Origin of the sequence: Staphylococcus sp. HMSC056G08 (assembly GCF_001812305.1) — a bacterium.
In the GTDB taxonomy this organism is placed as follows: Bacteria; Bacillota; Bacilli; order Staphylococcales; family Staphylococcaceae; genus Staphylococcus; species Staphylococcus simulans.
The window spans coordinates 63,547-85,665 of the sequence record NZ_KV808440.1; the positions used below are offsets into that span (position 1 = coordinate 63,547).

Here is a 22,119-nt window from a genome sequence, read left to right on the forward strand (position 1 = left end):
AGCAGTCTTTTGAAGAAAAGTCTTGCACAATCTGTATTTAAAGCTATTAAAAAATGAATTGATAATCAGTTGTAATAGATTGGACAAATTAGTTGAATGAAAGTGAAACTTTGTGTGTTAAGTTGGATGAATAGGTTGTCATAACTACCAAAGACAGCGATTTAATTCAGTGGAACTTCAAATAGAATAAATGTAATAAGTTGTATCATCGAAAAAATGAAGGCTCTATTTTATATCCAAGTGACATAAAATAGAGCCTTCATTTTAAATTTATTTTGATTTTAATGATTTGAAGCGGTTATAAGAAGTGACAACGACTGTTGCCAAGTTTGCGAAAGAGAATACTTTTGTAAGGAAGCGTCCTGATTTTAATGCTGTATAGAAATCAAGAATGCCTCCTGTGACGTTAATCGCTAAACCGATGCTTGATAATTTACGATTTTTAGAATCATAGGCATAAGCATTATAAGCTTCAATACCATAACCGACAATATTTAACGTATTAGATAAACGACGTAATTTTGATTTAGGTTGTTTTGCCATGAAAAATAAACCTCCTATCCTGATTAGATACCTACACATTATAACATTGCGCAAAATGTATGACGATAGATTGACTCACCTTAGTTTTGTGTAGTCTGAACGACTTTAGCTTTTGTTTGACGTTTGATTAGCCAAGCAGTTATCCAGGCAGTAATCGGTATACTCATCGCGACCGCGATACCTCCAAATAGGATAGAAACAAATTCTTGTGCGAATATTTTAGAGTTAATGATATGGCCGAAAGAGTAATTCAATTTAAAGAACCAAAAGAATAATGTTAATTGGCCGCCAAAGTATGCTAAGTAAATGGTATTTGCGGAAGTAGCTAAAATTTCTCTGCCTATACGCATGCCTGACTTAAACAATTCTCGTCGATTTAATTCAGGGTTCGTTTCGCTTAATTCATACATTGGTGAACTGATTGTTATGGCAAGGTCTACCACTGCCGCAATGACCGCAAGCAAGGTGGTGAAGACCATAAACTGAACCATGTTAATACCGATATTCATAGAGTAAACGTAGGTTTCGTCTTGTTGTTCGGCCGCAAACCCTTGTAAATGACCGAATGCCACGGCTAGATATATTGCGCTTAATAAAACAAGTGTCGTAATACAAGTACTATAAAAGGCAGCTTGTGTTTTAACATTATTGCCATTTAAACCAAATAAGTTCAAACTTGCGACTACTATGCAGAAGATTAAAGCGATAATCGGAATGGGCAACTGCAATACAATCGCAATCAAAGCAAGCAATACACAGACAAAGTTCAGAAATAACATGGCGTAAGAAATAGCGCCTTTCTTACCACCGAAGATGATCATTAAAATCAAAAGAATTAAGGCTAAAATAACTACCGCATTCATGTTTGCTCACCCCTTACTTTCACCCAGAGTTCCATTAATAAAATCGTGACAGGTATCGTTAACACAATACCAATTCCGCCAATGAGCGCACGTGCAATTTCTAATGACCAATTCATAGAAATAGTGTAGGTAATCGTATTGGCGTTTCTTAAATAGATCAACATCATCGGTAAGCTGCCTGCTAAATAAGAGAAGAGTAAGATGTTAGTCATCGTACCCATAATATCTTGGCCGATATGTCGGCCGGCTAGTGCCCATCTTTTTAAATCAATCGCAGGTGTACGTTCTTTGATTTCATACATACCGCTTGCGATAGTAATTGCTACATCCATCACAGCGCCTAATGTACCGACAATTACTGAAGCCATAAAGACTTCTTTAGGCGGTAATGTCAGTAAATCCATCGTTTCATATTTAATACCAGAACCGCCTGTAGCTTGAATCACCAACTCTGCAATACCGACACAAATAAAGGTGCCGAATAGAGTGCTGATAACGGTAATGAGTGTCCGCCAATGCCAACCTGTGACTAACAGTAATGTAATGACAGTTGCTAGTATCACTGCCAAACTCATTAACCAAAAGAGACTGACTGAGGGTACCGCATTGTGAATCGCAATGGCACCTAAGATAGCGCCACTATTAATAATCAGCGATAAAATTGATTGTATGCCGACTTTGCGGCCAACCCATAATACTATCAGTAAGAAGATACCAGTGATGGCTACCACTAATGTATCGCGTTTCTTTTCTATAATCGTCGCATCATTCGGATGCTTATTAATATGTAACAGCACCTTATTATGCACATGAAACTTTTCAGAGTCCACTTGTGATTGATAATAAGTGTGCTTAATGGTTCCGGTTTGACCTTCGAACTTTCCATTTAATACTTTGAAGTTAAGCTGTTCCGTATATTTTGTATCTTGATTATGATGTTCATCCGTTACATCAACCGACTTTTGGTGATGAATTTTTGTAATTTCACCAATAGGCATGTGGTAAAAACGGGCATTAAATAATGTGAATAGCAGACTTGCGATAAAAATAACCGCAAAGCTGATCAACACCCAAGAAAACGGCTGATGCAGTCTTTGTTTGAATGACATAACCGTCACCCTTTCTAAGATTCTCAATCAAATATTAACAACGTGATTATAAGCTTAATGGAAGCAGAATGCCAATGATTTCAAATTTATTATTTTTACAAAAACTTTCCGTCTTTATAAATAACGCGTTCTTTTTGTCCGTCAATGAACTTATTATAATGTGCTTGTTGGAAGTCCGTGAGCAACATTCGAGATGTACTATATCTCACGATTTCATCGCCGACCTTCACAAACATTTTTCTATACAGCAAACCATCTTTCAAATAAATTTCATCAATGCTTGTCTTGTCTACGAGTGCTATTTCAAGGAAATCAAAAGTGAAGAAATCAACCGTCACCACCGCGAAAAAATCTTCTTCTCTTAAATAATAAATTTCTAAATTGTTACGTTTGTTTTGACCGACGAGTAAGCGTCCCTCTTTAAATTCATGTTCTGGATGATGAAGTTTCAAACATTCTAATAAATCTTTTTCTTTAAGTTTGTAACGCATTGAAAAGTTCCTTTCTATCTTTTATTTGTATTATAACTTTAAATCTATAATAAAGTAGTCATTTTTGGAAGCGTTTGTTTAATAGAAATTCAAATGATTTAAGAGTCAAAATTAACAAACAAAGAAACCTCTACGGTGAGCCGAATTATATCGACATGTCGTAGAGGTTTTAATAAGAACAGAATATTATTGTTCATTTTAATGATAAACCGAAGTATGAGAAAGCAGGGTAGTAATTTCTTTGAGTAAAGCAGTCAGTTCTGGTTTATGATTATCTTTTCTGACGATTACGCATAACGTTCGTTTGAGTTCTGTGTGCGCTAGGCTTAAACGTACAAACTGTTCGCTTTCTGGTAAAGCAATATATTGTGGTGTAATGACATAACCGCGATTATGTCTCAATAAATAGTTTGCTAAACGTTCAGTTGAAATACGATATGTAGTACATTTCGCTGTGTTTTCAAGAAGATGTATCAGTTGCTGAGGTAAATCTGTCATTAAAAATATCGGTTGTGTATTCAGTTGTTTTAAAGGCGGATTGACTGTCGCAGTTAATGGATCTTGTTTTGGCACATATAATTGATAGTTATCTTCGAATAACGGTATGATTTCAATTTCATTATATTTCTTTAATGAAGAAGTTAAATCAACAAATGCTACATCTAAATCACGATTTAGAGTTGATTTCAATAATGCTTCATTTGATTGCCTCATAGGGAGGAGTGTTGTTGTATGTTCTTTTTCAAATTTTTGTATGAGTAATGTTAAGAGTTGTGAGACATAGCTTTCGACATAACCGATTTTGATACGTTTAGCTTCAGCTTCTTGTTCGTGTCGAAACATATTTAAAGTTTGTTCAGATTGTTCGACAATTTTTGTTGCTTGGGTCATAAAGCGTTGACCAGCTTCAGTTAAATAAATATTTCGGCCTTCTCTTCTGAATAGTTTTGTATTTAATTCTTCTTCTAATTGTGAAATTTGGCGACTGATGGCTGATTGCGCAATGTTCAGTTCTAAAGCAGCTTCAGATAAATGTTCTCTTTTAGCAACTTCAATGAAGTATTTAAGTTGTTTAAATTCCATGATTTTCTGCACCACACTTATTGTTCTAATTATTAGAATGATATCATCTAATTTTTGAATTGAACAGAAGAATCCCCTCCTATATTATAATAGTTATCGATAATAATCTGAAAATTCATACAACGCATATTTAAAGGAGGAGCAAGCATGGTAAATGAGCAGAATCAAGGTTTGTACGATGCAAGAAACGAACATGATGCTTGCGGCATAGGATTTTATGCAAACATGGACAATTTACGATCGCATGATATTGTCATTAAGTCACTAGAAATGCTGCGCCGTTTGGATCACCGTGGGGGAATCGGTGCTGACGGGATGACTGGTGATGGAGCAGGAATTATGACTGAAATTCCATTTAAATTTTTCAAAGAACAGACAGACTTAGACTTACCTGAAGAAGGTAACTACGCTGTCGGTTTCTTTTTCGCTAATGAACGCATTGCAGGTTCAAGACACGAAACAATCTTTAAAGCCTATTTTGAAACTGAAGGTCTTCGCGTGATCGGGTATCGCGATGTGCCTGTGGATGTTTCAGCTGTTGCACCACATGTTGCTGAAACAATGCCGGTCATTCAACAGGTCTTTATCGATTTAAATCATAGTGCAGATGCGGCGAAACGCTTATATCTCGCACGTAAACAAATTGAATTTTACGGTGATGAACAAGAGTTGGAACTATACTTCACAAGTTTATCTCCGAAAACAATTGTATATAAAGGTTGGTTACGTTCTGACCAAATTAAAGGATTATATGAAGATTTAAATCATCCTGATTATGAATCTAAATTAGGTTTAGTACACTCTCGTTTCAGTACGAATACATTTCCTAGTTGGAAACGTGCCCATCCTAACCGTTTGTTGATGCATAATGGTGAAATCAATACGATTCGAGGCAATGTCAACTGGATGCGTGCACGTCAGAAACGTTTAGTTGAAACCATTTTTGATGAAAATGATCGACCAAAAGTACATGCTGTATTAGATGTAGACGGCAGTGACTCTGCAATTGTCGACAATGCGCTTGAGTTTTTATCGCTTGCGATGGAACCTGAGAAAGCTGCGATGTTATTAGTGCCTGAACCATGGCAATACAGCAAAGCTAACCAAAGTGCTGTCCGTGCTTTTTATGAGTACTACAGTTATATGATGGAACCATGGGATGGCCCAACGATGATTGCTTTCTGTAATGGTGACAAAATCGGTGCTTTGACTGACCGTAACGGTTTACGTCCAGGACGTTATACGGTTACGAAAGACAACTATATTATCTTCTCTTCTGAAGTCGGTGTAATCGATGTAGAGGAAGAAGATGTTGCGTTTAAAGGTCGCTTGAATCCTGGTCGTTTATTACTTGTTGATTTTGATAAACACGAAGTGGTACATAACCATATGTTGAAAGCAGAAATCGCAAGTGAGTTACCTTATGAAACATGGTTGAAAAAACATAAAGTCGATTTAGATTTGGAAGTGCCGTTTGAATCAAAAGGTTGGGATTTTGAAACGGTTGAATGTTTACAAAAACAATTCGGTTATACACGTGAAGAAATTCATAAATATATGGCTGAATTAGTACGTGGTAAGAAAGATCCAATCGGTGCGATGGGTTATGATGCTCCACTTGCGGTATTGAATGAACGTCCTGAATCATTATTCAATTACTTCAAACAATTATTCGCACAAGTTACGAATCCGCCAATTGATGCGTATCGTGAAAAAATCGTAACAAGTGAATTGTCATACTTAGGTAAAGAAGGTAACTTGCTTGTACCTGATACAGATGCGTTGAATCGTCTTCAATTGAAACATCCTGTTTTAACAGAAGCGCAATTAAAAGTAGCAGAGAACGGACCATTCCGTGCGAAACATTTATCTACAGTATATAGCGGCAGCTTAGAAGATGCGCTAGAAGTGTTGAGAGAGAAAGCGGTTGAAGCGGTTAAAGCGGGTTATGACATTTTAGTCTTAGATGACAGCAGTTTACGTGATGAACCTGGCTACGCGATTCCGATTTTACTTGCAGTCAGCTACTTGCATCAGGCGTTGATTACTGAAGATTTACGCCAAGAAACAAGTTTAGTTGCGAAAGGTGGAGAAATCCGCGAAGTCCACCATGTCGCTTGTTTATTAGGTTATGGTGCTAACGCAGTTGTACCTTATTTAGCACAAGAAACAATTGCGTCATTGGTAGAACAAGGTGAATTATCCGGACCTGTTGAAGTACAAGTAAAAACTTATACAGACGTGTTAGCTGAAGGGGTTATTAAAGTCATGTCTAAAATGGGTATTTCAACGGTTCAAAGTTATCAAGGTGCACAAATCTTTGAAGCAGTCGGTTTATCACATGATGTCATCGATAAATACTTCACAGGTACTCAATCTAAGTTATCTGGTTTAACGATTGATTTGATTGATGAAGAAAATAAAAAACGTCAAGGTCTTAAAGAAGAACATCTTGAATCAGGCAGTACGTTCCAATGGCGTCAACAAGGTCAATATCACGCTTTCAACCCAACTACCATTAGGTTGCTGCAACATGCATGTCGTGAAAATGACTATGACATGTTCAAAGAGTATTCAAAAACAGTGAATCACCAACGTACTGATCGTATTCGTCATTTAATGAAATTCAAATCACGTACACCGATCAGTATTGATGCGGTTGAACCGATTGAAGATATTGTGCACCGATTCAATACAGGTGCTATGAGTTATGGTTCAATTTCTGCCGAAGCACATAAAACTTTAGCGGAAGCGATGAACTTAATTGGCGGTAAGAGTAACAGCGGTGAAGGTGGAGAGGACCCTGAACGTTATGTGAAAGGTCCAGAAGGTGAAGATTATACAAGTACAATTAAACAAGTTGCATCAGGTCGTTTCGGTGTAACAAGTGATTATTTACAACATGCGACTGAAATTCAAATTAAAGTCGCACAAGGTGCTAAACCAGGGGAAGGCGGACAGTTGCCAGGTACGAAAGTTTATCCTTGGATTGCTGAAGTACGTGGTTCAACGCCAGGTATCGGCTTGATTTCACCACCACCTCATCATGATATTTACTCAATTGAAGACTTAGCGCAATTGATTCATGACTTGAAGAATGCGAACCCTCAAGCGAATATCGCTGTGAAATTAGTATCTAAGAGTGGTGTCGGTACAATTGCGGCAGGTGTTGCCAAAGCCTTTGCTGACAAAATCGTCATCAGCGGTTATGACGGCGGTACAGGTGCTTCACCTAAAACAAGTATTCAACATGCTGGATTGCCTTGGGAAATCGGTCTAGCAGAAACGCATCAAACATTAATGATGAATGATTTACGTTCACGTATCCGTTTAGAAACAGACGGTAAGTTATTAACTGGACATGACGTAGCTTATGCTTGTGCATTGGGTGCTGAAGAGTTTGGTTTTGCGACAGCACCGTTAGTTGTTTTAGGTTGTGTCATGATGCGTGTGTGCCATAAAGATACATGTCCTGTCGGCGTGGCTACACAAAACGAAGATTTACGTCAACTCTTTAACGGTCGTGCACATCACGTTGTTAACTTTATGCACTTTATTGCACAAGAATTACGTGAAGTACTCGCTGAACTTGGTTTACGTTCTGTTGAAGAATTGATTGGCCGAACTGATTTATTAGAAGCAAATCATTCGGTAGCTAATGAAAAAGCACGTTCACTTGATGTGGCACCGTTGCTTTATCAAAATGAAGGACCGACATTCAAACAAATTGAGCAACAGCATCACTTAGAAAAAGGTTTCGATCAAACAGAATTGATTCCGGATGCTGAAGCAGCAATTCAAGACGGTACTTTATTTAGAGGGACATATAAGTTGTGCAATGAGCAACGTGATGTAGGCGTAACTGCCGGCAGCTTGATTACTCGCGCACATGGAGCGGAAGGTTTACCCGAAGATACAATCTATGTTGAAACTACAGGCCATGCAGGCCAAAGTGTCGGTGCATTTACACCTTCAGGATTAACAATTCATCATACAGGTGATGCCAATGACTATGTTGGTAAAGGTTTATCCGGAGGTAAGATTATCATTAATGCGCCAAATGAAGAACGTGAAGAAAATATTATTGTCGGTAATGTATGCTTCTATGGCGCTACAAGCGGTAAAGCCTTTATTAACGGTTATGCCGGTGAGCGTTTCTGTATCAGAAACAGTGGTGTTCATGCAGTTGTAGAAGGTATCGGAAATCATGGTTTAGAGTATATGACTGGCGGTCGTGTCATCGTATTAGGTAATGTCGGTGACAACTTCGGTCAAGGTATGAGTGGCGGTGTCGCTTACATCTTCCCTGATGATGTGGAACACTTCAAATCGTACAATGCATTGCCAACACTTGATTTCGATACCATTACTGAACCAGAAGAATTTTCAATTATTAAAGACATGTTAGAAGAACATGTTCAATACACAGACAGCAAAAAAGCCAAAGCAGTATTAGCTGATTTTGATCATGTGGCTCAAAAAGTTGTCAAAGTTATTCCAAAAGACTACAAATTAATGATGCATAAAATTGAAGATCAAGAACGTAAAGCAGACAATTCTAAAGCAGCAATTTTGAATGCCTTCTACGATACACGTAAAGCAACAGACTTAGAAGGACCATTCTCAGTTGTTTATTAACGAAATAAGAAGGAGTGTTTAGATATGGGTGAATTCAAAGGTTTTATGAAATATGACAAACAAGCACTGCCGGAACTTTCGTTAGCAGAGCGTTTAACGAACCATCTTCAATTCCAGCAGCGTTTCACTAAAGAAGATGCACAGCGTCAAGGTGCGCGTTGTATGGATTGTGGTACACCGTTTTGTCAAACAGGTCAAAGTTTAGGACGACAAACAATCGGTTGTCCAATCGGTAACTATATTCCAGAATGGAACGATTTAGTTTATCACGGTGATTTCAGAGAGGCTTATGAACGTCTCTCTGAAACTAATAACTTCCCTGACTTTACAGGACGTGTCTGTCCAGCACCTTGTGAACAAGCGTGTGTGATGAAAATTAATCGAGAGTCGATCGCAATCAAGGGGATTGAGAGAACGATTATTGATGAAGCATTTGAAAATGGATGGGTACAACCGCGCGTACCAGAGAAACGCTTAGGACAATCCGTTGCGATTGTCGGAAGTGGACCTGCTGGTTTAACAGCTGCGGATGAATTAAATGCGAAGGGGTATGATGTGACAGTTTATGAACGTACACATGAACCAGGCGGCTTATTAATGTACGGTATTCCAAATATGAAATTGGATAAAGCAGTTGTTCGTCGCAGAGTTCATTTGATGGAAGAAGCGGGTGTGAAATTTGTCACTGATACTGAAGTTGGTGTCGATATTTCCCGGGAAACGTTAGATGAACAATTTGATGCGATTATCGTTTGTACTGGATCACATCAAGCGAGAGATTTACCGCTTGAAGGCCGTATGGGACAAGGTATCCATTTTGCCTTAGATTATTTAACAGAACAAACACAGATCTTAAATGGTGAATTGAAACCAGAAGATGCGACAATCAGCGCAGAAGGTAAAAATGTGATTGTAATCGGTGCCGGTGATACAGGTGCCGACTGTGTCGCAACAGCTTTACGTGAAAACTGTAAATCTATTGTACAGTTCAACCAGTTCACAAGATTACCAGAGCGTTATGAAATAGAAGGTAATCCATATTGGCCGATGTCTATGCCAGTCTTTAAAATGGATTATGCGCATAGTGAATACGAAGAAAAATTCGGTTTTGAACCACGTGCATATGGTGAAAACTCTATGCGTTACGACGTTGATAAACTTGGTAATGTACGTGGTGTGTATACACAAACATTGCGACAACTACCAGATGGTTCAACAGAAATGAATGATACTTTACGTCATTGGCCAGCTGACTTAGTCTTGTTAGCAATTGGCTTTATCGGTACTGAAAATACCGTACCGAATGACTTTAACTTAAAAACAGAACGTAACAGTATCGTTGCGAATGATAAAGATTATGCGACAAGTCAACCGCATATCTTTGCGGCAGGTGACGCGAGACGTGGTCAAAGTTTAGTCGTTTGGGCGATTAAAGAAGGACGCGGTGTTGCGAAAGCTGTACACAAATATCTACAAAAACAAACTGTATTCAGTTAATAATACAACACACAGCTATAATCAAATGGCTGTGTGTTTTAATTTTGCGTCATTCTCACAAAACTTAACATTAATTTTTTAAGCAATGTTGACTTCTTTTTATAAATATCATATAATAGTTCTTGTGCTTATTTTGGAGGAATACCCAAGTCCGGCTGAAGGGATCGGTCTTGAAAACCGACAGGGGCTTAACGGCTCGCGGGGGTTCGAATCCCTCTTCCTCCGCCATTATTTTTAAATCCAAGACTAATAGATATAAAAAGGCAATCACTCAACTGTTACGTTGAATGATTGCCTTTTTAGTTTCTGTTATAACTTCAACGTTATAGGGTTTGGTTCAACTATAGGTTTAAATTGTGCAAAATTAAGGAATGAAAGAGTGACGAAACAACGGAGGTACACTCATATGGAAAATAAAGTTTCAAGTGTTTTTGTGGAAGATCAAGACCATGCATTAAAATTTTATACTGAAGTATTAGGATTTCAAAAACATGCAGACGAACCTGCGGGAGAATACAGATGGCTGACAGTTGTATCATCAGAGAATCCTGAAGGCACTGAATTATTATTAGAACCTAATCAACATCCTGTCGCAAAGGCTTATCAAGATGGTCTGAAGCAAGAAGGGATTCCTTGCACGATGTTTGATGTAGAGGATGTACAAGCAACTTATCAAAATTTAAAAGAACAAGGTGTAGGGTTCACCATGGCACCTATGGATATGGGAAATGGTGTAAAGTTTGCGGTGTTTGATGATACTTGCGGTAATTTAATTCAAATTATAGAGCGTCCATAGTGATGGTGTTTTAGCGAAGAAGCGGTAATCTTTTTGTAGGATTATCGCTTTTTTAAAAATATTTCTGATGAAAGCCTTTACATAACTTGTCTAGACAAGTACAATAGATTCAAAGATAAAATAAAGGGAGTGAGTCAGATGGCTGTAAAAGATAAAGATGTTAAACAGATTGTGGAAGCAATCGGGGGAGCTGAAAACTTAGAGACAGCGACGCACTGTGTCACGAGATTACGTTTAGTATTAAAAGATGATGATAAAGTAAATAAGGATGAATTAAGCGAGAATCCGCTCGTTAAAGGACAATTTAAAGCGGATAATCAATATCAAATTGTCATTGGCCCAGGGACAGTCGATGAAGTATATAAACGTTTTATGAATGAAGTCGGTAAAGAAGGAGCTTCTAAAGATGAAGTAAAAGCAGCGGCTGCGAAAAAAGGTAATCCGTTGCAGAGACTCGTAAAATTATTAGGGGATATCTTCATCCCAATCTTACCAGCTATCGTAACTGCCGGTTTATTAATGGGGATTTATAACCTTTTAACAATGGAGGACTTATTCGGTCCGCAACCATTAGTGAAACAATTCCCGCAAATTCATGACTTCGCAGACATTGTGAACGTGATTGCGACAACCGCTTTTATCTTCTTGCCAGCGTTGATTGGTTGGAGTAGTATGCGTGTATTCGGTGGTAACCCAGTACTTGGTTTAGTATTAGGACTTGTCTTAATGCATCCGCAATTGGTATCGCAATATGCTTTAAATGAAGGATCTAAGATTCCTGTTTGGCATATCTTCGGATTAGATGTAAAACAGTTAAACTATCAAGGACAAGTATTACCCGTATTATTAGCTTCTTATGTTTTAGCACAAATTGAAAAAGGCTTAAACAAAGTCGTTCATGACTCAATTAAGATGTTAGTTGTAGGCCCTATCGCATTATTAGTAACAGGGTTCCTTGCATTCTTAGTTATTGGACCGATTGCTTTATGGATTGGTACAGGTATTACAGATGTCGTTACTTTCTTATTCAACCGCGCAGGTTGGTTAGGCGGCGCGATTTACGGTTTATTCTACGCACCGCTTGTAATTACAGGTTTACACCACATGTTCTTAGCTGTGGACTTCCAATTAATGGGCAGCTCATTAAAAGGGACATACTTATGGCCGATTCTTGCGATTTCAAATATCTGTCAAGGTTCAGCAGCGCTTGGTGCTTGGTACGTCTACAAACGTCGTAAGATGGTAAAAGAACAAGGTTTAGCGATTACATCAAGTGTGTCTGGTTTACTAGGTGTTACAGAACCTGCAATGTTCGGGGTAAACATTCCATTAAAATATCCATTTGTTGCGGCAATTTTAACATCAGGTGTGCTCGGTGCTTTCATCGGTGCCAGCAAAGTATTAGGTAACGTTGGTGTCGGCGGTGTACCTGCAATCATTTCTATCCAAAAAGAATATTGGGTAGTCTATGCGATTTGTACAGTTATTGCGGTGATTGTACCAGCCATTCTAACAGTCATCTTCTCAAAATTTGCGAAAACAAAAGCAAAAGAAATGGTAGATTAAGTTATTATAGATATATAAAACGTACGTTTAAAAAACAGAACATCATATAAAAGGTGTTCTGTTTTTTTATAAAGAGAGAGGAAAAGGTGATCATACTATGAAACATAACGATTGGAGAAAGTCTGTTGTTTATCAAATTTATCCAAAATCATTTAATGACACGACAGGAAATGGTGTAGGAGATTTAAACGGGATTATTGAAAAGATGGATTATCTAGAGTATTTAGGTGTCGATTACCTTTGGTTAACACCAGTGTATCAATCACCGATGAATGACAATGGTTATGATATCAGTGATTACTATAATATTAATGAAGACTTCGGAACGAAAGAAGAATTAAGACGTTTACTAGATGAAGCGCATGCGCATAATTTAAAAGTGATGATGGATATCGTCATCAATCACACGTCAACAGAACATGAGTGGTTTAAATCAGCGATTTCATCAAAAGAAAATCCATATCGTGATTATTACTTCTTCCGTAAGCCCGCAAAAGAAGGTACGCCTCCGACAAACTGGGAGTCAAAATTTGGGGGTAATGCATGGAAGTATGATGAAAAAACCGATGAATATTACTTACATCTTTTTGACGTGACGCAAGCAGACTTGAACTGGGAAAATCCTGAAGTGAGAGCAGCATTATACGACATGATCAATTATTGGATTGATTTCGGTGTAGATGGTTTCCGCTTTGACGTTATCAATTTAATTTCCAAAGATGAATTCAAAGATTCTGAAGCGATTGGGAAAGAGTTCTATACAGATGGTCCACGTGTACATGAATTCATTCATGAAATGAATCGAGAAACATTCGGAGGCAAAGACTTAATGACAGTCGGAGAAATGTCTTCAACTACGATTGAAAATTGTATTAAGTATACGAAACCAGAGCGTGAAGAATTAAATAGTGTGTTTAACTTCCATCATTTAAAAGTAGATTATGAGAATGGTGAAAAATGGACGTATGCAGATTATGATTTCTTAGCACTTAAACGCATTTTGATGGAATGGCAAGTGGGTATTCATGAAGGCGGCGGTTGGAACGCAATCTTCTGGTGCAATCACGATCAGCCCCGTGTTGTTTCTCGTTTTGGAGATGATTCAACAGAGGAATTACGTCAAAAGAGTGCGAAAATGTTAGCTGTAGCACTGCATATGCTGCAAGGGACACCTTATATTTATCAAGGTGAAGAAATCGGAATGACTAATCCGCATTTCACAAGTATTGATCAATATCGCGATGTTGAATCGTTGAACGCGTACCGTAATTTAAAAGAACAAGGTGTAGAAGAAGCACGTATTATGCAGATTCTTGCGCAAAAATCTCGTGATAATTCACGTACACCTATGCAGTGGACACCGGCTGAAAATGCTGGCTTTACAAGTGGTACACCTTGGATTGATATTCCAGACAACGCACGTTATATTAATGTTGAAGATGAAATTGAAAATGAACATTCTGTTTTACAAACATACCGTGAATTAATCCGCTTACGTCATGAACATGATATTATAACGTATGGAGATATAACGCCATTATATATGGATGATAAGCAATTAATGATTTATCGTCGTACGTATCAAAATCAACAATGGTTGGTAATCGCAAACTTTAGTAAAGAAGCGGCTTTATTACCAGAAGATCTTGAAACAACAGGAGAGGTTGTTTTAGAGCGCGGTACGATTGTAGATGGAGAAATTGAAGGTTATGGTGCGATTGTCATTGCACAAGAGGATAACTAGGCACTATAACGATTAAGACGAATGAAGGATAGAGTGAGAACGATGATGACGAAACCGAAGAAATTCACCAAGATTTATGATGATTTAAGAACGCAAATTGTAAATGAAAAGTTGGAATATGGGGCACAACTGCCTTCTGAACATGATTTGGTCACAATGTATCACGCTTCTCGTGAAACAGTACGTCGTGCACTGAATTTATTGGTCAGTGAAGGTATGATTCAAAAAATCAGAGGCAAAGGCTCAATTGTGATTTACCAAGGTGTTAAAGAATTTCCGTTTTCTAAGCTGACAAGTTTCAAAGAGGTCCAACAAAATTTAGGGATTGCTTTAGAAACAGAAGTGAAATTATTAGAAACTGTACGAGCACAAGAAGTTCCTGCTGTCCAAGAAGCACTAGATTTAACTAACAATGCCGTGTTGTGGCATCTTGTGCGTTATCGTAAAATGGATGGCAGAGTCAAAATTATAGATGAAGATTACTTGGTGGAAGCTGTCGTTCCAGGTTTAACAGAAACGATTGTGAAGAATTCGCTTTATGAATATATTGAGCAACAACTTAAACAAGAGATTAGTTATTCTAGTAAGGCCATTACGTTTGAGGCGTTTGGAAAAGCGGAATATGAAGCTTTCGGACAAGTAAATCCACCTTACACTGCCACCGTCAGAGGTGTCGTGCATTTAAAAGATACAACGAAATTCCAATACAATATCGCAAAACATATTGCGACTGAATTCAGATTTGTGGATTTCTCAAGAAGATAAGGAAGAAAATGAAGCACTTATTAAGAGGAAGATTTACAAATCATTAATACTTGCATTACCTGCTTAATATATAGTAAGATATAACTTGCCGTGCTAGGTGGGGAGGTAGCGGTTCCCTATTCTCGAAATCCGCTTATGCGAGACTGAATACTTTGCCTAGGGTGTGTACTTGTGAAGTCTGCCCAAAGCACGAGGTGTTTGAAGATTTCGGTCCTATGCAATATGAACCCATGAATCATGTCAGGTCCTGACGGAAGCAGCATTAAGTGGATTATCATATGTGCCGTAGGGTAGCCGAGATTTAGCTGTCGACTTTGGTAACGTTCATGATACACATTCAAAGCAAAGTTGCGCGGTTTTTTTATGTCTATAATGAACCAATATATAAAGAAGTGCTTTCATAAGGTAGGTTGAAACTTATCTTATGAAAGCACTTTTTAATTTGGATTATTTAATGGTTGTCATGGGCAGCTTTAACTAAATACTTCGTGAACTCTGAAATCTGTTTTTGTTTCTCGGAATCTTCCATATAAAGGACTCCATATTCTATCATTTGATTAAATGGTGCACCTACAGAAACTGTAGTAATCATATCACGTTGATAATAAGGCGTGCTTTCTACCATTAAATCCGACAGAATACTGATACCTAAGCCTTCCGCAACAGAATTGAATAATACACCGACGTTTTCAGTGGAAAATAATAGGTTGATTGAACCATTCTTTTCTTCGAAATTTTGGATGTTCTTTTTATAGAAGTTGCGATCATATAGAATGAATGGGAAGCCTTTGATATCTTCTAGTGAAAGTTGTTTATAGTAAGCAAGTTTAGAGTCACTTGGGACAATAGCGGTAAAACCGCTAGAGAATAATGGCGCATAACGTGCACCACGTACGTCTAAGTCTTCTTCTTTTAAGATAGTATATAAACCGATGTCAGCTTCTCCACTGACAACTAAACGTTGAACTTCATCATTTTCAGCTTCAGTAATTTGTACATCAATATTGGGGTTGTCTCTTTTAAATGTAGACATTACACTTGGGACGATAGTCATAAATAAACTTGGAACTGTAGCAATTGAAAGGGTCCCTTTCATTTCTGAATTCAAAGTTTCAATTTTCTCGTAAAGTGTGGATTCTTGTTCTAACAGATCTAAGATGAAGGGATATATTTCTTTGCCTTGCGGTGTTAAAGTCGTACCGCTTTTTTGACGTTGAAACAGCTTTAAATTTAACTCGTCTTCTAAATGAGAGATAGACTGACTTAACGCGGATTGCGTGATATGTAATAAGGTTGCTGCTTTTGTAATTGAACCTGTTTCAGTGATTGTTTTAACATAATATAACTGTGTGAAATTCATAACTATACCTCTTATTCATTAGTTCTGCTTATGAAAACATTAATAAATTCCATTATACATTAGTGTTATTTATGATTATAATAGTTTCATTGAAAAATTTGTGACGTATAGAGGGAGTGTACAAATATGTATCGTCATTTGTGGACGAAAGATTTTATATTTATTACATTGATTAACTTCTTAATGTATATCATTCATTACGCCTTAATCGTAACTGTAACTTCTTTTACAATAGATACTTTCCATGCGGGAGAAGGTATGGGTGGCTTAGCTGCTGGTATCTTTATTATTGGAATGTTATTCGGGCGTTTATTTACTGGGAAATATATTGATCAGCTTAATTTGAAAAAGACACTTTTAGCAAGTTTGGTCTTTTCATTTGTGGCCATAGCGTTGTATTTCCTTATTCATAGCTTATTTATTTTAATCATTGTTCGTTTAATCCATGGTATCGCATTTGGGATGGCTTCTACAACAACAGGAACGTATTCATCTACGATTGTGCCAGAAGATCGAAAAGGTGAAGGTATCGGCTATTACGCACTAAGTACAACAGTAGCTTCAGCGATTGGTCCTTTCTTAGGTATTTTAATCAACCAACGCTTCAGTTTTGAAAGTAACTTCATTGTATGTTTAATCTGTATCTTACTTGCTGGAGTTTTATCACTCTTTATCTCTAATATTAGACAACCTATGGTAGATGCAGAGAATAAAGAAGTGAATTCAGCTAAAGGCATCGGCCAATTTCTACAAAAACAGGCCATACCGATTTCTATTGTCATTGTCTTTGTAGGGATTGCATATTCAAGCGTACTCGCATTCTTAGATTCGTATGCCAGTCACATTGGTTTAGCGGCTGCCGCAAGTTTCTTCTTTGTGGTTTACGCATTTAGTACGTTCGTTGTCAGACCGATTACAGGTAAAGTGTTCGATAATTATGGTGCGAATAAAGTTGTTTATCCTGTGTTAGTACTATTCGTCATTGGCTTAGTGTTATTAAGTGTGACGCATAGCAGCTGGATGTTATTATTCTCAGCTATATTCATCGGTATTGGTTATGGTACATTAATTCCATCTTTCCAAACGATTGCGATTCAAGCCTCACCACCTGAAAAGATTGGACTTGCGACTTCAACATTCTATATCTTTGCGGATTTAGGTGCTGGTGCTGGTCCAACGTTACTCGGCATTTTAATTGGTAGTGTAGGCTATCGAAACCTTTATATGTTAATGGCATTATTACTAGTTGGTGTAATTGCGCTTTATTATTTCATGCATGGTCGTAAACATAAAACAATGGAATATTAATCAAAAATGCGGTGTACCTGTAAAGAGGTATACCGCATTGTTCTTAGTTCAAAGTGTTTTTTCTTTTAAAATTTCTTCTGCGCTTTTGAATTGAATACCATAGCGTAAAAAGACGATGCCACAAATCAAGCCTGGCAGAACTGCCCATATATTATACAAAACAACAAAATTGGCTAGACACAATACAATAAACACGATGCCTAAAAGGGTATAAGCTTTATTTTTCATTACCATGTGTGTCGCCCCCTTAATGGATTTTGACAATGCTGACTTAGTTAACTCATATCTTATCACATAATTTACATTAATTTTACAAATATTATATAATTTCTTCAAAAAAGGAGCGTAATGGTTTTTTAGCGATTGTCGAAAATGCATAAACCCATATTAATAAGAGAAAAAAGTAAGTTACGTTATAATGTACTTAATACTTTTTACTGAATAACGGAGGGGAACGTATGCAGATATTTCTAGGTACAGTAACAGAAAACGATTATCCAGTGATTGCACACTTAAAAGACAAAAAAGATAGTGAAGGGCTCTTCGAAGGGGAATATTACGAAGATAGTTTGCGTGAATTAAGACGCTTGCCTAACTATAATCATGATTTTGAAATGATTGCGCGTACTGATGATAATGAAATCGTCGGTCATATTTTGATGATGCAAGAGTTGATTCGAAATGAAGAAGATATACAGCGCCCTTTAATGATACGTTCATTATCTGTGAAAGAGGATTATAGAGAATATGGAATCGGCAAGGCTTTGGTAGAAGCAGTAGAAAGCCGAGCAAAAGAGGCTGGCTATAATGAAATTATTGTAGAGGGTGAACCAGATTATTTTAGATCGCTCGGTTTTATCCCTTTAAGTAATTTCAGTGTAGAAGTTCCAGAGGGCGAAGATATAGATCAATATAGTGTTTATCTATTGTGGGATACTTTAGATGCGCATCCACAAGGACAGTTAATCTTTGAAAATGAAGTTTGATTTCTATCATCGCATTGCATCCTGTCTGCGTGCTATAATAATGATGATTTGTATTCGGAGGTGCGAAAGTGAATTATCAAGCTTTATATAGAATGTATCGACCACAAAGTTTCAGTGATGTGGTTGGACAAGAGCATGTAACTAAGACGCTCCGTAACGCGATTGCTAAAGGTAAACAATCGCATGCTTATATTTTCAGTGGTCCTAGAGGGACTGGGAAAACGAGTATTGCGAAAGTATTTGCGAAAGCAATCAACTGTCCTAACAGCGTTGACGGAGAACCCTGTAATGAATGCGACATTTGTAAGAGTATTACGCAAGGCTCTAATTCAGATGTCATTGAAATTGACGCAGCAAGTAATAATGGTGTCGATGAAATCAGAAACATACGAGATAAAGTGAAATACGCACCATCACAATCAAAATATAAAGTCTATATTATCGATGAAGTGCATATGCTGACAACGGGTGCATTTAATGCGTTGTTAAAAACGTTAGAAGAACCGCCAGCACATGCTATTTTTATTCTGGCGACAACGGAACCGCATAAAATTCCGCCTACTATTATTTCACGGGCGCAACGCTTTGATTTCAAAGCTATCAGTTTAGATCAAATTATTGATCGTTTGCGTTATGTTGCGGAATCTCAACATATTGAATTCGATGAAGAAGTGATTGCGTTTATTGCGAAAGCTTCAGAAGGCGGTATGCGTGATGCATTGAGTATCATGGACCAAGCGATTGCATTCGGTGATGAACACTTAACATTGCAAGATGCGTTGAATGTAACTGGTAGTGTAGATGAAGCTTCTCTGAATGCTTTATTAAATGATGTCGCAAATGGAGAAGTGAAAGCAGCTTTTGCACGCTATCATCAATTTATAGAAGACGGTAAGGAAGTCAATCGTTTAATTAATGATCTGATTTACTTTGTACGTGATACGATTATGAATAAAACAGCCCAAAATCAAACAGAATATGATGCTTTGATGGGCTTTGACTTTGATACCTTATATAAAATGATTGATTTAATTAATGATACATTAGTATCTGTGCGTTTTAGTGTAAATCAAAACGTACACTTTGAAGTATTATTAGTTAAATTGGCGGAATTGATTAAAGCGGGTGGAGCTTCTAAAACATCAGAGCCTCAAACTTCAATGAATCAACCGCAAGCAACGCAAACAGCAGGTGCCAATGATGTTAATAGTGCTTTATTACAACGTTTAGAACACCTTGAGCAAGAATTGCACGCTTTAAAACAACAAGGTGTTCCACAAGTGAACACACCACCTAAGCAACATACAGCCCCTAGAGGGCGTCGTAAGAGTAAGAATAGTTACTCTATGACGCAAATTGCGAAGGTACTAGATAATGCGAATAAAGAAGATATTCAATTATTAAAAGAGCATTGGCAAGAAGTAATTGATCATGCGAAAAATCACAATCAAAAAGCGTTGGTGAGTTTATTGCAAAACTCTATTCCAGTCGCAGCGAGTGAAAAAAGCGTCTTGGTTCAATTTGAAGCAGAGATTCATTGTGAAATCGTAAATGACGATGATGAGAAACGTAAAAACTTAGAAGAAGTTGTACGCAGTATTATCAACAAAGATGTTGCAGTTGTCGGTGTACCTGCAGACCAATGGATGCAAGTACGCTCTGAATATCTTCAAAATCGAAAACGTAATCAACAAGCAAACCAAACAGAAACGAAACAAGAAGCACCTCAAGATGATATTGTTCAAAAAGCCAAAGACATGTTTGGTGAAGACACTGTTCATGTCATGGATGAAGAATAAAGTAAATACAGCACACAGCCTTTCAGATACCATCATTGTCGAAAGACCTGTGTGCTTTGTGTTATAATTTGCATATCAATAGAAGAGGTAGGAGAGTAAATAATGGGTTTCTTCCATTATAAGTAAAAAAAATCGATTGAATACGATTGAACTCTTGTATCTTAGACTTATGTTGAATAATAAAGCTAGAATCTAAGGAGGAACTATATTATGCGCGGTGGCGGAAATATGCAACAAATGATGAAACAAATGCAGAAAATGCAAAAGAAAATGGCTGAAGAGCAAGAAAAATTAAAAGACGAAAGAGTTAAAGGTACAGCAGGCGGCGGTATGGTGACTGTAACTGTAACAGGTCATAAAGAAGTCGTGGATGTTGAAATCAATGAAGAAGCAGTCGACCCAGATGATGTTGAAATGCTTCAAGATTTAGTGTTAGCTGCTACAAATGAAGCGATGAATAAAGCAGATGAATTAACATCAGAACGCTTAGGCAAACACACTAAAGGCTTGAACATTCCTGGAATGTGATAAGCCATGCATTATCCAGAACCAATTTCAAAACTTATTGATAGTTTCATGAAATTGCCAGGCATTGGGCCGAAAACGGCACAACGTCTGGCATTTCATGTCTTAGATATGAAAGAAGATGACGTCGTTCAATTTGCAAAAGCGCTTGTAGATGTCAAACGTGAATTAACATATTGCAGTACATGTGGTCATATTACTGAAGAAGACCCTTGTTATATTTGCCAAGATAAACAGAGAGATCGTTCTGTCATTTGTGTGGTTGAAGACGACAAGGATGTTATTGCAATGGAAAAAATGAGGGAGTATAAAGGGTTATATCATGTATTGCATGGTGCAATCTCTCCAATGGATGGTATCGGGCCGGAGGATATTAATATTCCTTCATTAATAGAACGATTAAAAGATGAAGAAGTAAAAGAATTGATTCTTGCGATGAATCCTAACTTAGAGGGTGAATCGACAGCAATGTATATTTCTCGACTTGTGAAACCAATCGGTATTAAAGTAACAAGATTGGCGCAAGGTCTTTCTGTAGGCGGAGACTTAGAATATGCAGATGAAGTGACTTTGTCACGCGCAATTGCTGGCAGAACAGAGATGTAAAATCAGTGCAGAAGTGTCATAATACTAGAGGTTTAACCTCTTATTATGCCCTTCTGCACTTTTTTAAAACTTTTTTAGAAAAAATAAAGTTTGGTTTTTGTGAGGAATGTTAAGAGATTGTGAAGGGTTATAGAAATGTAAGGGGATATTTAACGAACATTACAAGTTTTGTCAGAATAAAAGTACGGGAAATAGCGTCATCGAGTAGTTTGAGAGCGAAAAAAGATGGGTTTTAAGGGTTGCAAAAAAACGCAGAAGCTAGTATAGTTAATACCTGTTGAACGAACGAAACAAATAACTTCAACAATCACATAGAAAAAACTTCTTAAAAAAACTTTTAAAAAAGTGTTGACTTTGAAGTTTTAAGAGAGTATAATTGATTCTTGTGAGTCGGAAAAATAAACCGAATGAACATTGAAAACTGAATGACAATATGTCAA

Annotated in this window: 18 protein-coding genes, 1 tRNA gene and 1 other RNA gene; 13 read left to right on the top strand and 7 right to left on the bottom strand. The window is 37.3% G+C overall.

Annotated elements, in window-relative coordinates:
- Positions 1–270: 270 nt before the first annotated feature.
- From HMPREF2846_RS01975 to gltC, 5 genes are all read right to left on the bottom strand, one after another.
- Positions 271–543 (bottom strand): hypothetical protein, encoded by a 273-nt coding sequence (locus HMPREF2846_RS01975; RefSeq protein ID WP_002480382.1) that lies wholly within the window; start codon positions 541–543, stop codon positions 271–273.
- Between the two features lie 80 nt (positions 544–623).
- Entirely contained in the window at positions 624–1,406 is a 783-nt protein-coding gene (locus HMPREF2846_RS01980) for a YibE/F family protein (protein WP_002480383.1), read from the bottom strand.
- Complete coding sequence (locus HMPREF2846_RS01985; RefSeq protein WP_002480384.1) at positions 1,403–2,515, bottom strand: YibE/F family protein; 1,113 nt, start codon at positions 2,513–2,515, stop codon at positions 1,403–1,405. Before HMPREF2846_RS01985 ends, HMPREF2846_RS01980 begins: the two co-directional genes overlap by 4 nt.
- Before the next feature lie 95 nt (positions 2,516–2,610).
- Entirely contained in the window at positions 2,611–3,006 is a 396-nt protein-coding gene (locus tag HMPREF2846_RS01990; RefSeq protein WP_070625447.1) for a hypothetical protein, read from the bottom strand.
- Between the two features lie 198 nt (positions 3,007–3,204).
- On the bottom strand, positions 3,205–4,089 hold the full coding sequence (gene gltC / locus HMPREF2846_RS01995; protein WP_070625448.1) for a glutamate biosynthesis transcriptional regulator GltC: 885 nt from the start codon (positions 4,087–4,089) through the stop codon (positions 3,205–3,207).
- A gap of 147 nt (positions 4,090–4,236) precedes the next feature.
- On the opposite strand from gltC, the gene gltB reads away from it, so the two are divergent.
- The 8 genes from gltB (at position 4,237) to ffs (ending at position 15,451) form a co-directional block, all read left to right on the top strand.
- Positions 4,237–8,727 carry a glutamate synthase large subunit gene (gltB, locus tag HMPREF2846_RS02000; RefSeq protein WP_070625450.1) on the top strand — a complete coding sequence of 1,497 codons (4,491 nt, stop codon included), beginning with the start codon at positions 4,237–4,239 and terminating at the stop codon, positions 8,725–8,727.
- 24 nt (positions 8,728–8,751) lie between these two features.
- Positions 8,752–10,224 (top strand): glutamate synthase subunit beta, encoded by a 1,473-nt coding sequence (locus HMPREF2846_RS02005; protein WP_070625452.1) that lies wholly within the window; start codon positions 8,752–8,754, stop codon positions 10,222–10,224.
- Positions 10,225–10,359: 135 nt separating this feature from the next.
- Positions 10,360–10,452: transfer RNA gene (locus tag HMPREF2846_RS02010), tRNA-Ser, on the top strand.
- A gap of 178 nt (positions 10,453–10,630) precedes the next feature.
- Complete coding sequence (locus tag HMPREF2846_RS02015; protein WP_070625454.1) at positions 10,631–11,020, top strand: VOC family protein; 390 nt, start codon at positions 10,631–10,633, stop codon at positions 11,018–11,020.
- 138 nt (positions 11,021–11,158) lie between these two features.
- The gene (gene treP / locus HMPREF2846_RS02020) at positions 11,159–12,586 is read left to right on the top strand and encodes a PTS system trehalose-specific EIIBC component (protein ID WP_002480390.1); all 1,428 of its coding nucleotides are present in this window, start codon (positions 11,159–11,161) and stop codon (positions 12,584–12,586) included.
- Between the two features lie 97 nt (positions 12,587–12,683).
- Entirely contained in the window at positions 12,684–14,330 is a 1,647-nt protein-coding gene (gene treC / locus HMPREF2846_RS02025; RefSeq protein WP_002480391.1) for an alpha,alpha-phosphotrehalase, read from the top strand.
- A 42-nt stretch (positions 14,331–14,372) separates the two neighbouring features.
- On the top strand, positions 14,373–15,095 hold the full coding sequence (gene treR / locus HMPREF2846_RS02030; protein WP_371099727.1) for a trehalose operon repressor: 723 nt from the start codon (positions 14,373–14,375) through the stop codon (positions 15,093–15,095).
- 88 nt (positions 15,096–15,183) lie between these two features.
- Positions 15,184–15,451: signal recognition particle sRNA large type (gene ffs, locus HMPREF2846_RS02035), an RNA gene on the top strand.
- 95 nt (positions 15,452–15,546) lie between these two features.
- Here the strand turns inward: ffs and HMPREF2846_RS02040 are convergent.
- Positions 15,547–16,455 carry a LysR family transcriptional regulator gene (locus HMPREF2846_RS02040; protein ID WP_002480393.1) on the bottom strand — a complete coding sequence of 303 codons (909 nt, stop codon included), beginning with the start codon at positions 16,453–16,455 and terminating at the stop codon, positions 15,547–15,549.
- A 126-nt stretch (positions 16,456–16,581) separates the two neighbouring features.
- Between HMPREF2846_RS02040 and HMPREF2846_RS02045 the strand changes: the two genes are divergently transcribed.
- Positions 16,582–17,763, top strand: a complete 1,182-nt coding sequence (locus tag HMPREF2846_RS02045; RefSeq protein WP_070625456.1) for an MFS transporter — start codon at positions 16,582–16,584, stop codon at positions 17,761–17,763.
- A gap of 48 nt (positions 17,764–17,811) precedes the next feature.
- Here HMPREF2846_RS02045 and HMPREF2846_RS02050 read toward each other — a convergent pair whose 3' ends face one another.
- The gene (locus tag HMPREF2846_RS02050) at positions 17,812–17,997 is read right to left on the bottom strand and encodes a hypothetical protein (protein WP_002480395.1); all 186 of its coding nucleotides are present in this window, start codon (positions 17,995–17,997) and stop codon (positions 17,812–17,814) included.
- Positions 17,998–18,221: 224 nt separating this feature from the next.
- Here HMPREF2846_RS02050 and HMPREF2846_RS02055 point away from each other — a divergent pair, with 224 nt between their 5' ends.
- The 4 genes from HMPREF2846_RS02055 (at position 18,222) to recR (ending at position 21,679) form a co-directional block, all read left to right on the top strand.
- Entirely contained in the window at positions 18,222–18,749 is a 528-nt protein-coding gene (locus HMPREF2846_RS02055) for a GNAT family N-acetyltransferase (protein ID WP_002480396.1), read from the top strand.
- Positions 18,750–18,817: 68 nt separating this feature from the next.
- Positions 18,818–20,548, top strand: a complete 1,731-nt coding sequence (dnaX, locus tag HMPREF2846_RS02060) for a DNA polymerase III subunit gamma/tau (RefSeq protein WP_070625458.1) — start codon at positions 18,818–18,820, stop codon at positions 20,546–20,548.
- 210 nt (positions 20,549–20,758) lie between these two features.
- The gene (locus HMPREF2846_RS02065) at positions 20,759–21,076 is read left to right on the top strand and encodes a YbaB/EbfC family nucleoid-associated protein (protein ID WP_002480398.1); all 318 of its coding nucleotides are present in this window, start codon (positions 20,759–20,761) and stop codon (positions 21,074–21,076) included.
- A 6-nt stretch (positions 21,077–21,082) separates the two neighbouring features.
- Positions 21,083–21,679 carry a recombination mediator RecR gene (gene recR / locus HMPREF2846_RS02070; protein ID WP_002480399.1) on the top strand — a complete coding sequence of 199 codons (597 nt, stop codon included), beginning with the start codon at positions 21,083–21,085 and terminating at the stop codon, positions 21,677–21,679.
- Positions 21,680–22,119 lie beyond the last annotated feature (440 nt).

Excerpts from the sequence above, each read along its gene's own strand:
- HMPREF2846_RS01990 (WP_070625447.1), bottom strand. The coding sequence starts at position 3,006 with ATGCGTTACAAACTTAAAGAAAAAGATTTATTAGAATGTTTGAAACTT.
- treP (WP_002480390.1), top strand. The coding sequence starts at position 11,159 with ATGGCTGTAAAAGATAAAGATGTTAAACAGATTGTGGAAGCAATCGGG.
- HMPREF2846_RS02055 (WP_002480396.1), top strand. The coding sequence starts at position 18,222 with ATGCAGATATTTCTAGGTACAGTAACAGAAAACGATTATCCAGTGATT.
- treC (WP_002480391.1), top strand. The coding sequence starts at position 12,684 with ATGAAACATAACGATTGGAGAAAGTCTGTTGTTTATCAAATTTATCCA.
- HMPREF2846_RS01980 (WP_002480383.1), bottom strand. The coding sequence starts at position 1,406 with ATGAATGCGGTAGTTATTTTAGCCTTAATTCTTTTGATTTTAATGATC.
- HMPREF2846_RS02015 (WP_070625454.1), top strand. The coding sequence starts at position 10,631 with ATGGAAAATAAAGTTTCAAGTGTTTTTGTGGAAGATCAAGACCATGCA.
- treR (WP_371099727.1), top strand. The coding sequence starts at position 14,373 with ATGATGACGAAACCGAAGAAATTCACCAAGATTTATGATGATTTAAGA.
- HMPREF2846_RS02065 (WP_002480398.1), top strand. The coding sequence starts at position 20,759 with ATGCGCGGTGGCGGAAATATGCAACAAATGATGAAACAAATGCAGAAA.
- HMPREF2846_RS01975 (WP_002480382.1), bottom strand. The coding sequence starts at position 543 with ATGGCAAAACAACCTAAATCAAAATTACGTCGTTTATCTAATACGTTA.
- gltB (WP_070625450.1), top strand. The coding sequence starts at position 4,237 with ATGGTAAATGAGCAGAATCAAGGTTTGTACGATGCAAGAAACGAACAT.
- gltC (WP_070625448.1), bottom strand. The coding sequence starts at position 4,089 with ATGGAATTTAAACAACTTAAATACTTCATTGAAGTTGCTAAAAGAGAA.
- HMPREF2846_RS02005 (WP_070625452.1), top strand. The coding sequence starts at position 8,752 with ATGGGTGAATTCAAAGGTTTTATGAAATATGACAAACAAGCACTGCCG.
- HMPREF2846_RS02050 (WP_002480395.1), bottom strand. The coding sequence starts at position 17,997 with ATGGTAATGAAAAATAAAGCTTATACCCTTTTAGGCATCGTGTTTATT.
- HMPREF2846_RS02040 (WP_002480393.1), bottom strand. The coding sequence starts at position 16,455 with ATGAATTTCACACAGTTATATTATGTTAAAACAATCACTGAAACAGGT.
- HMPREF2846_RS02045 (WP_070625456.1), top strand. The coding sequence starts at position 16,582 with ATGTATCGTCATTTGTGGACGAAAGATTTTATATTTATTACATTGATT.
- recR (WP_002480399.1), top strand. The coding sequence starts at position 21,083 with ATGCATTATCCAGAACCAATTTCAAAACTTATTGATAGTTTCATGAAA.
- HMPREF2846_RS01985 (WP_002480384.1), bottom strand. The coding sequence starts at position 2,515 with ATGTCATTCAAACAAAGACTGCATCAGCCGTTTTCTTGGGTGTTGATC.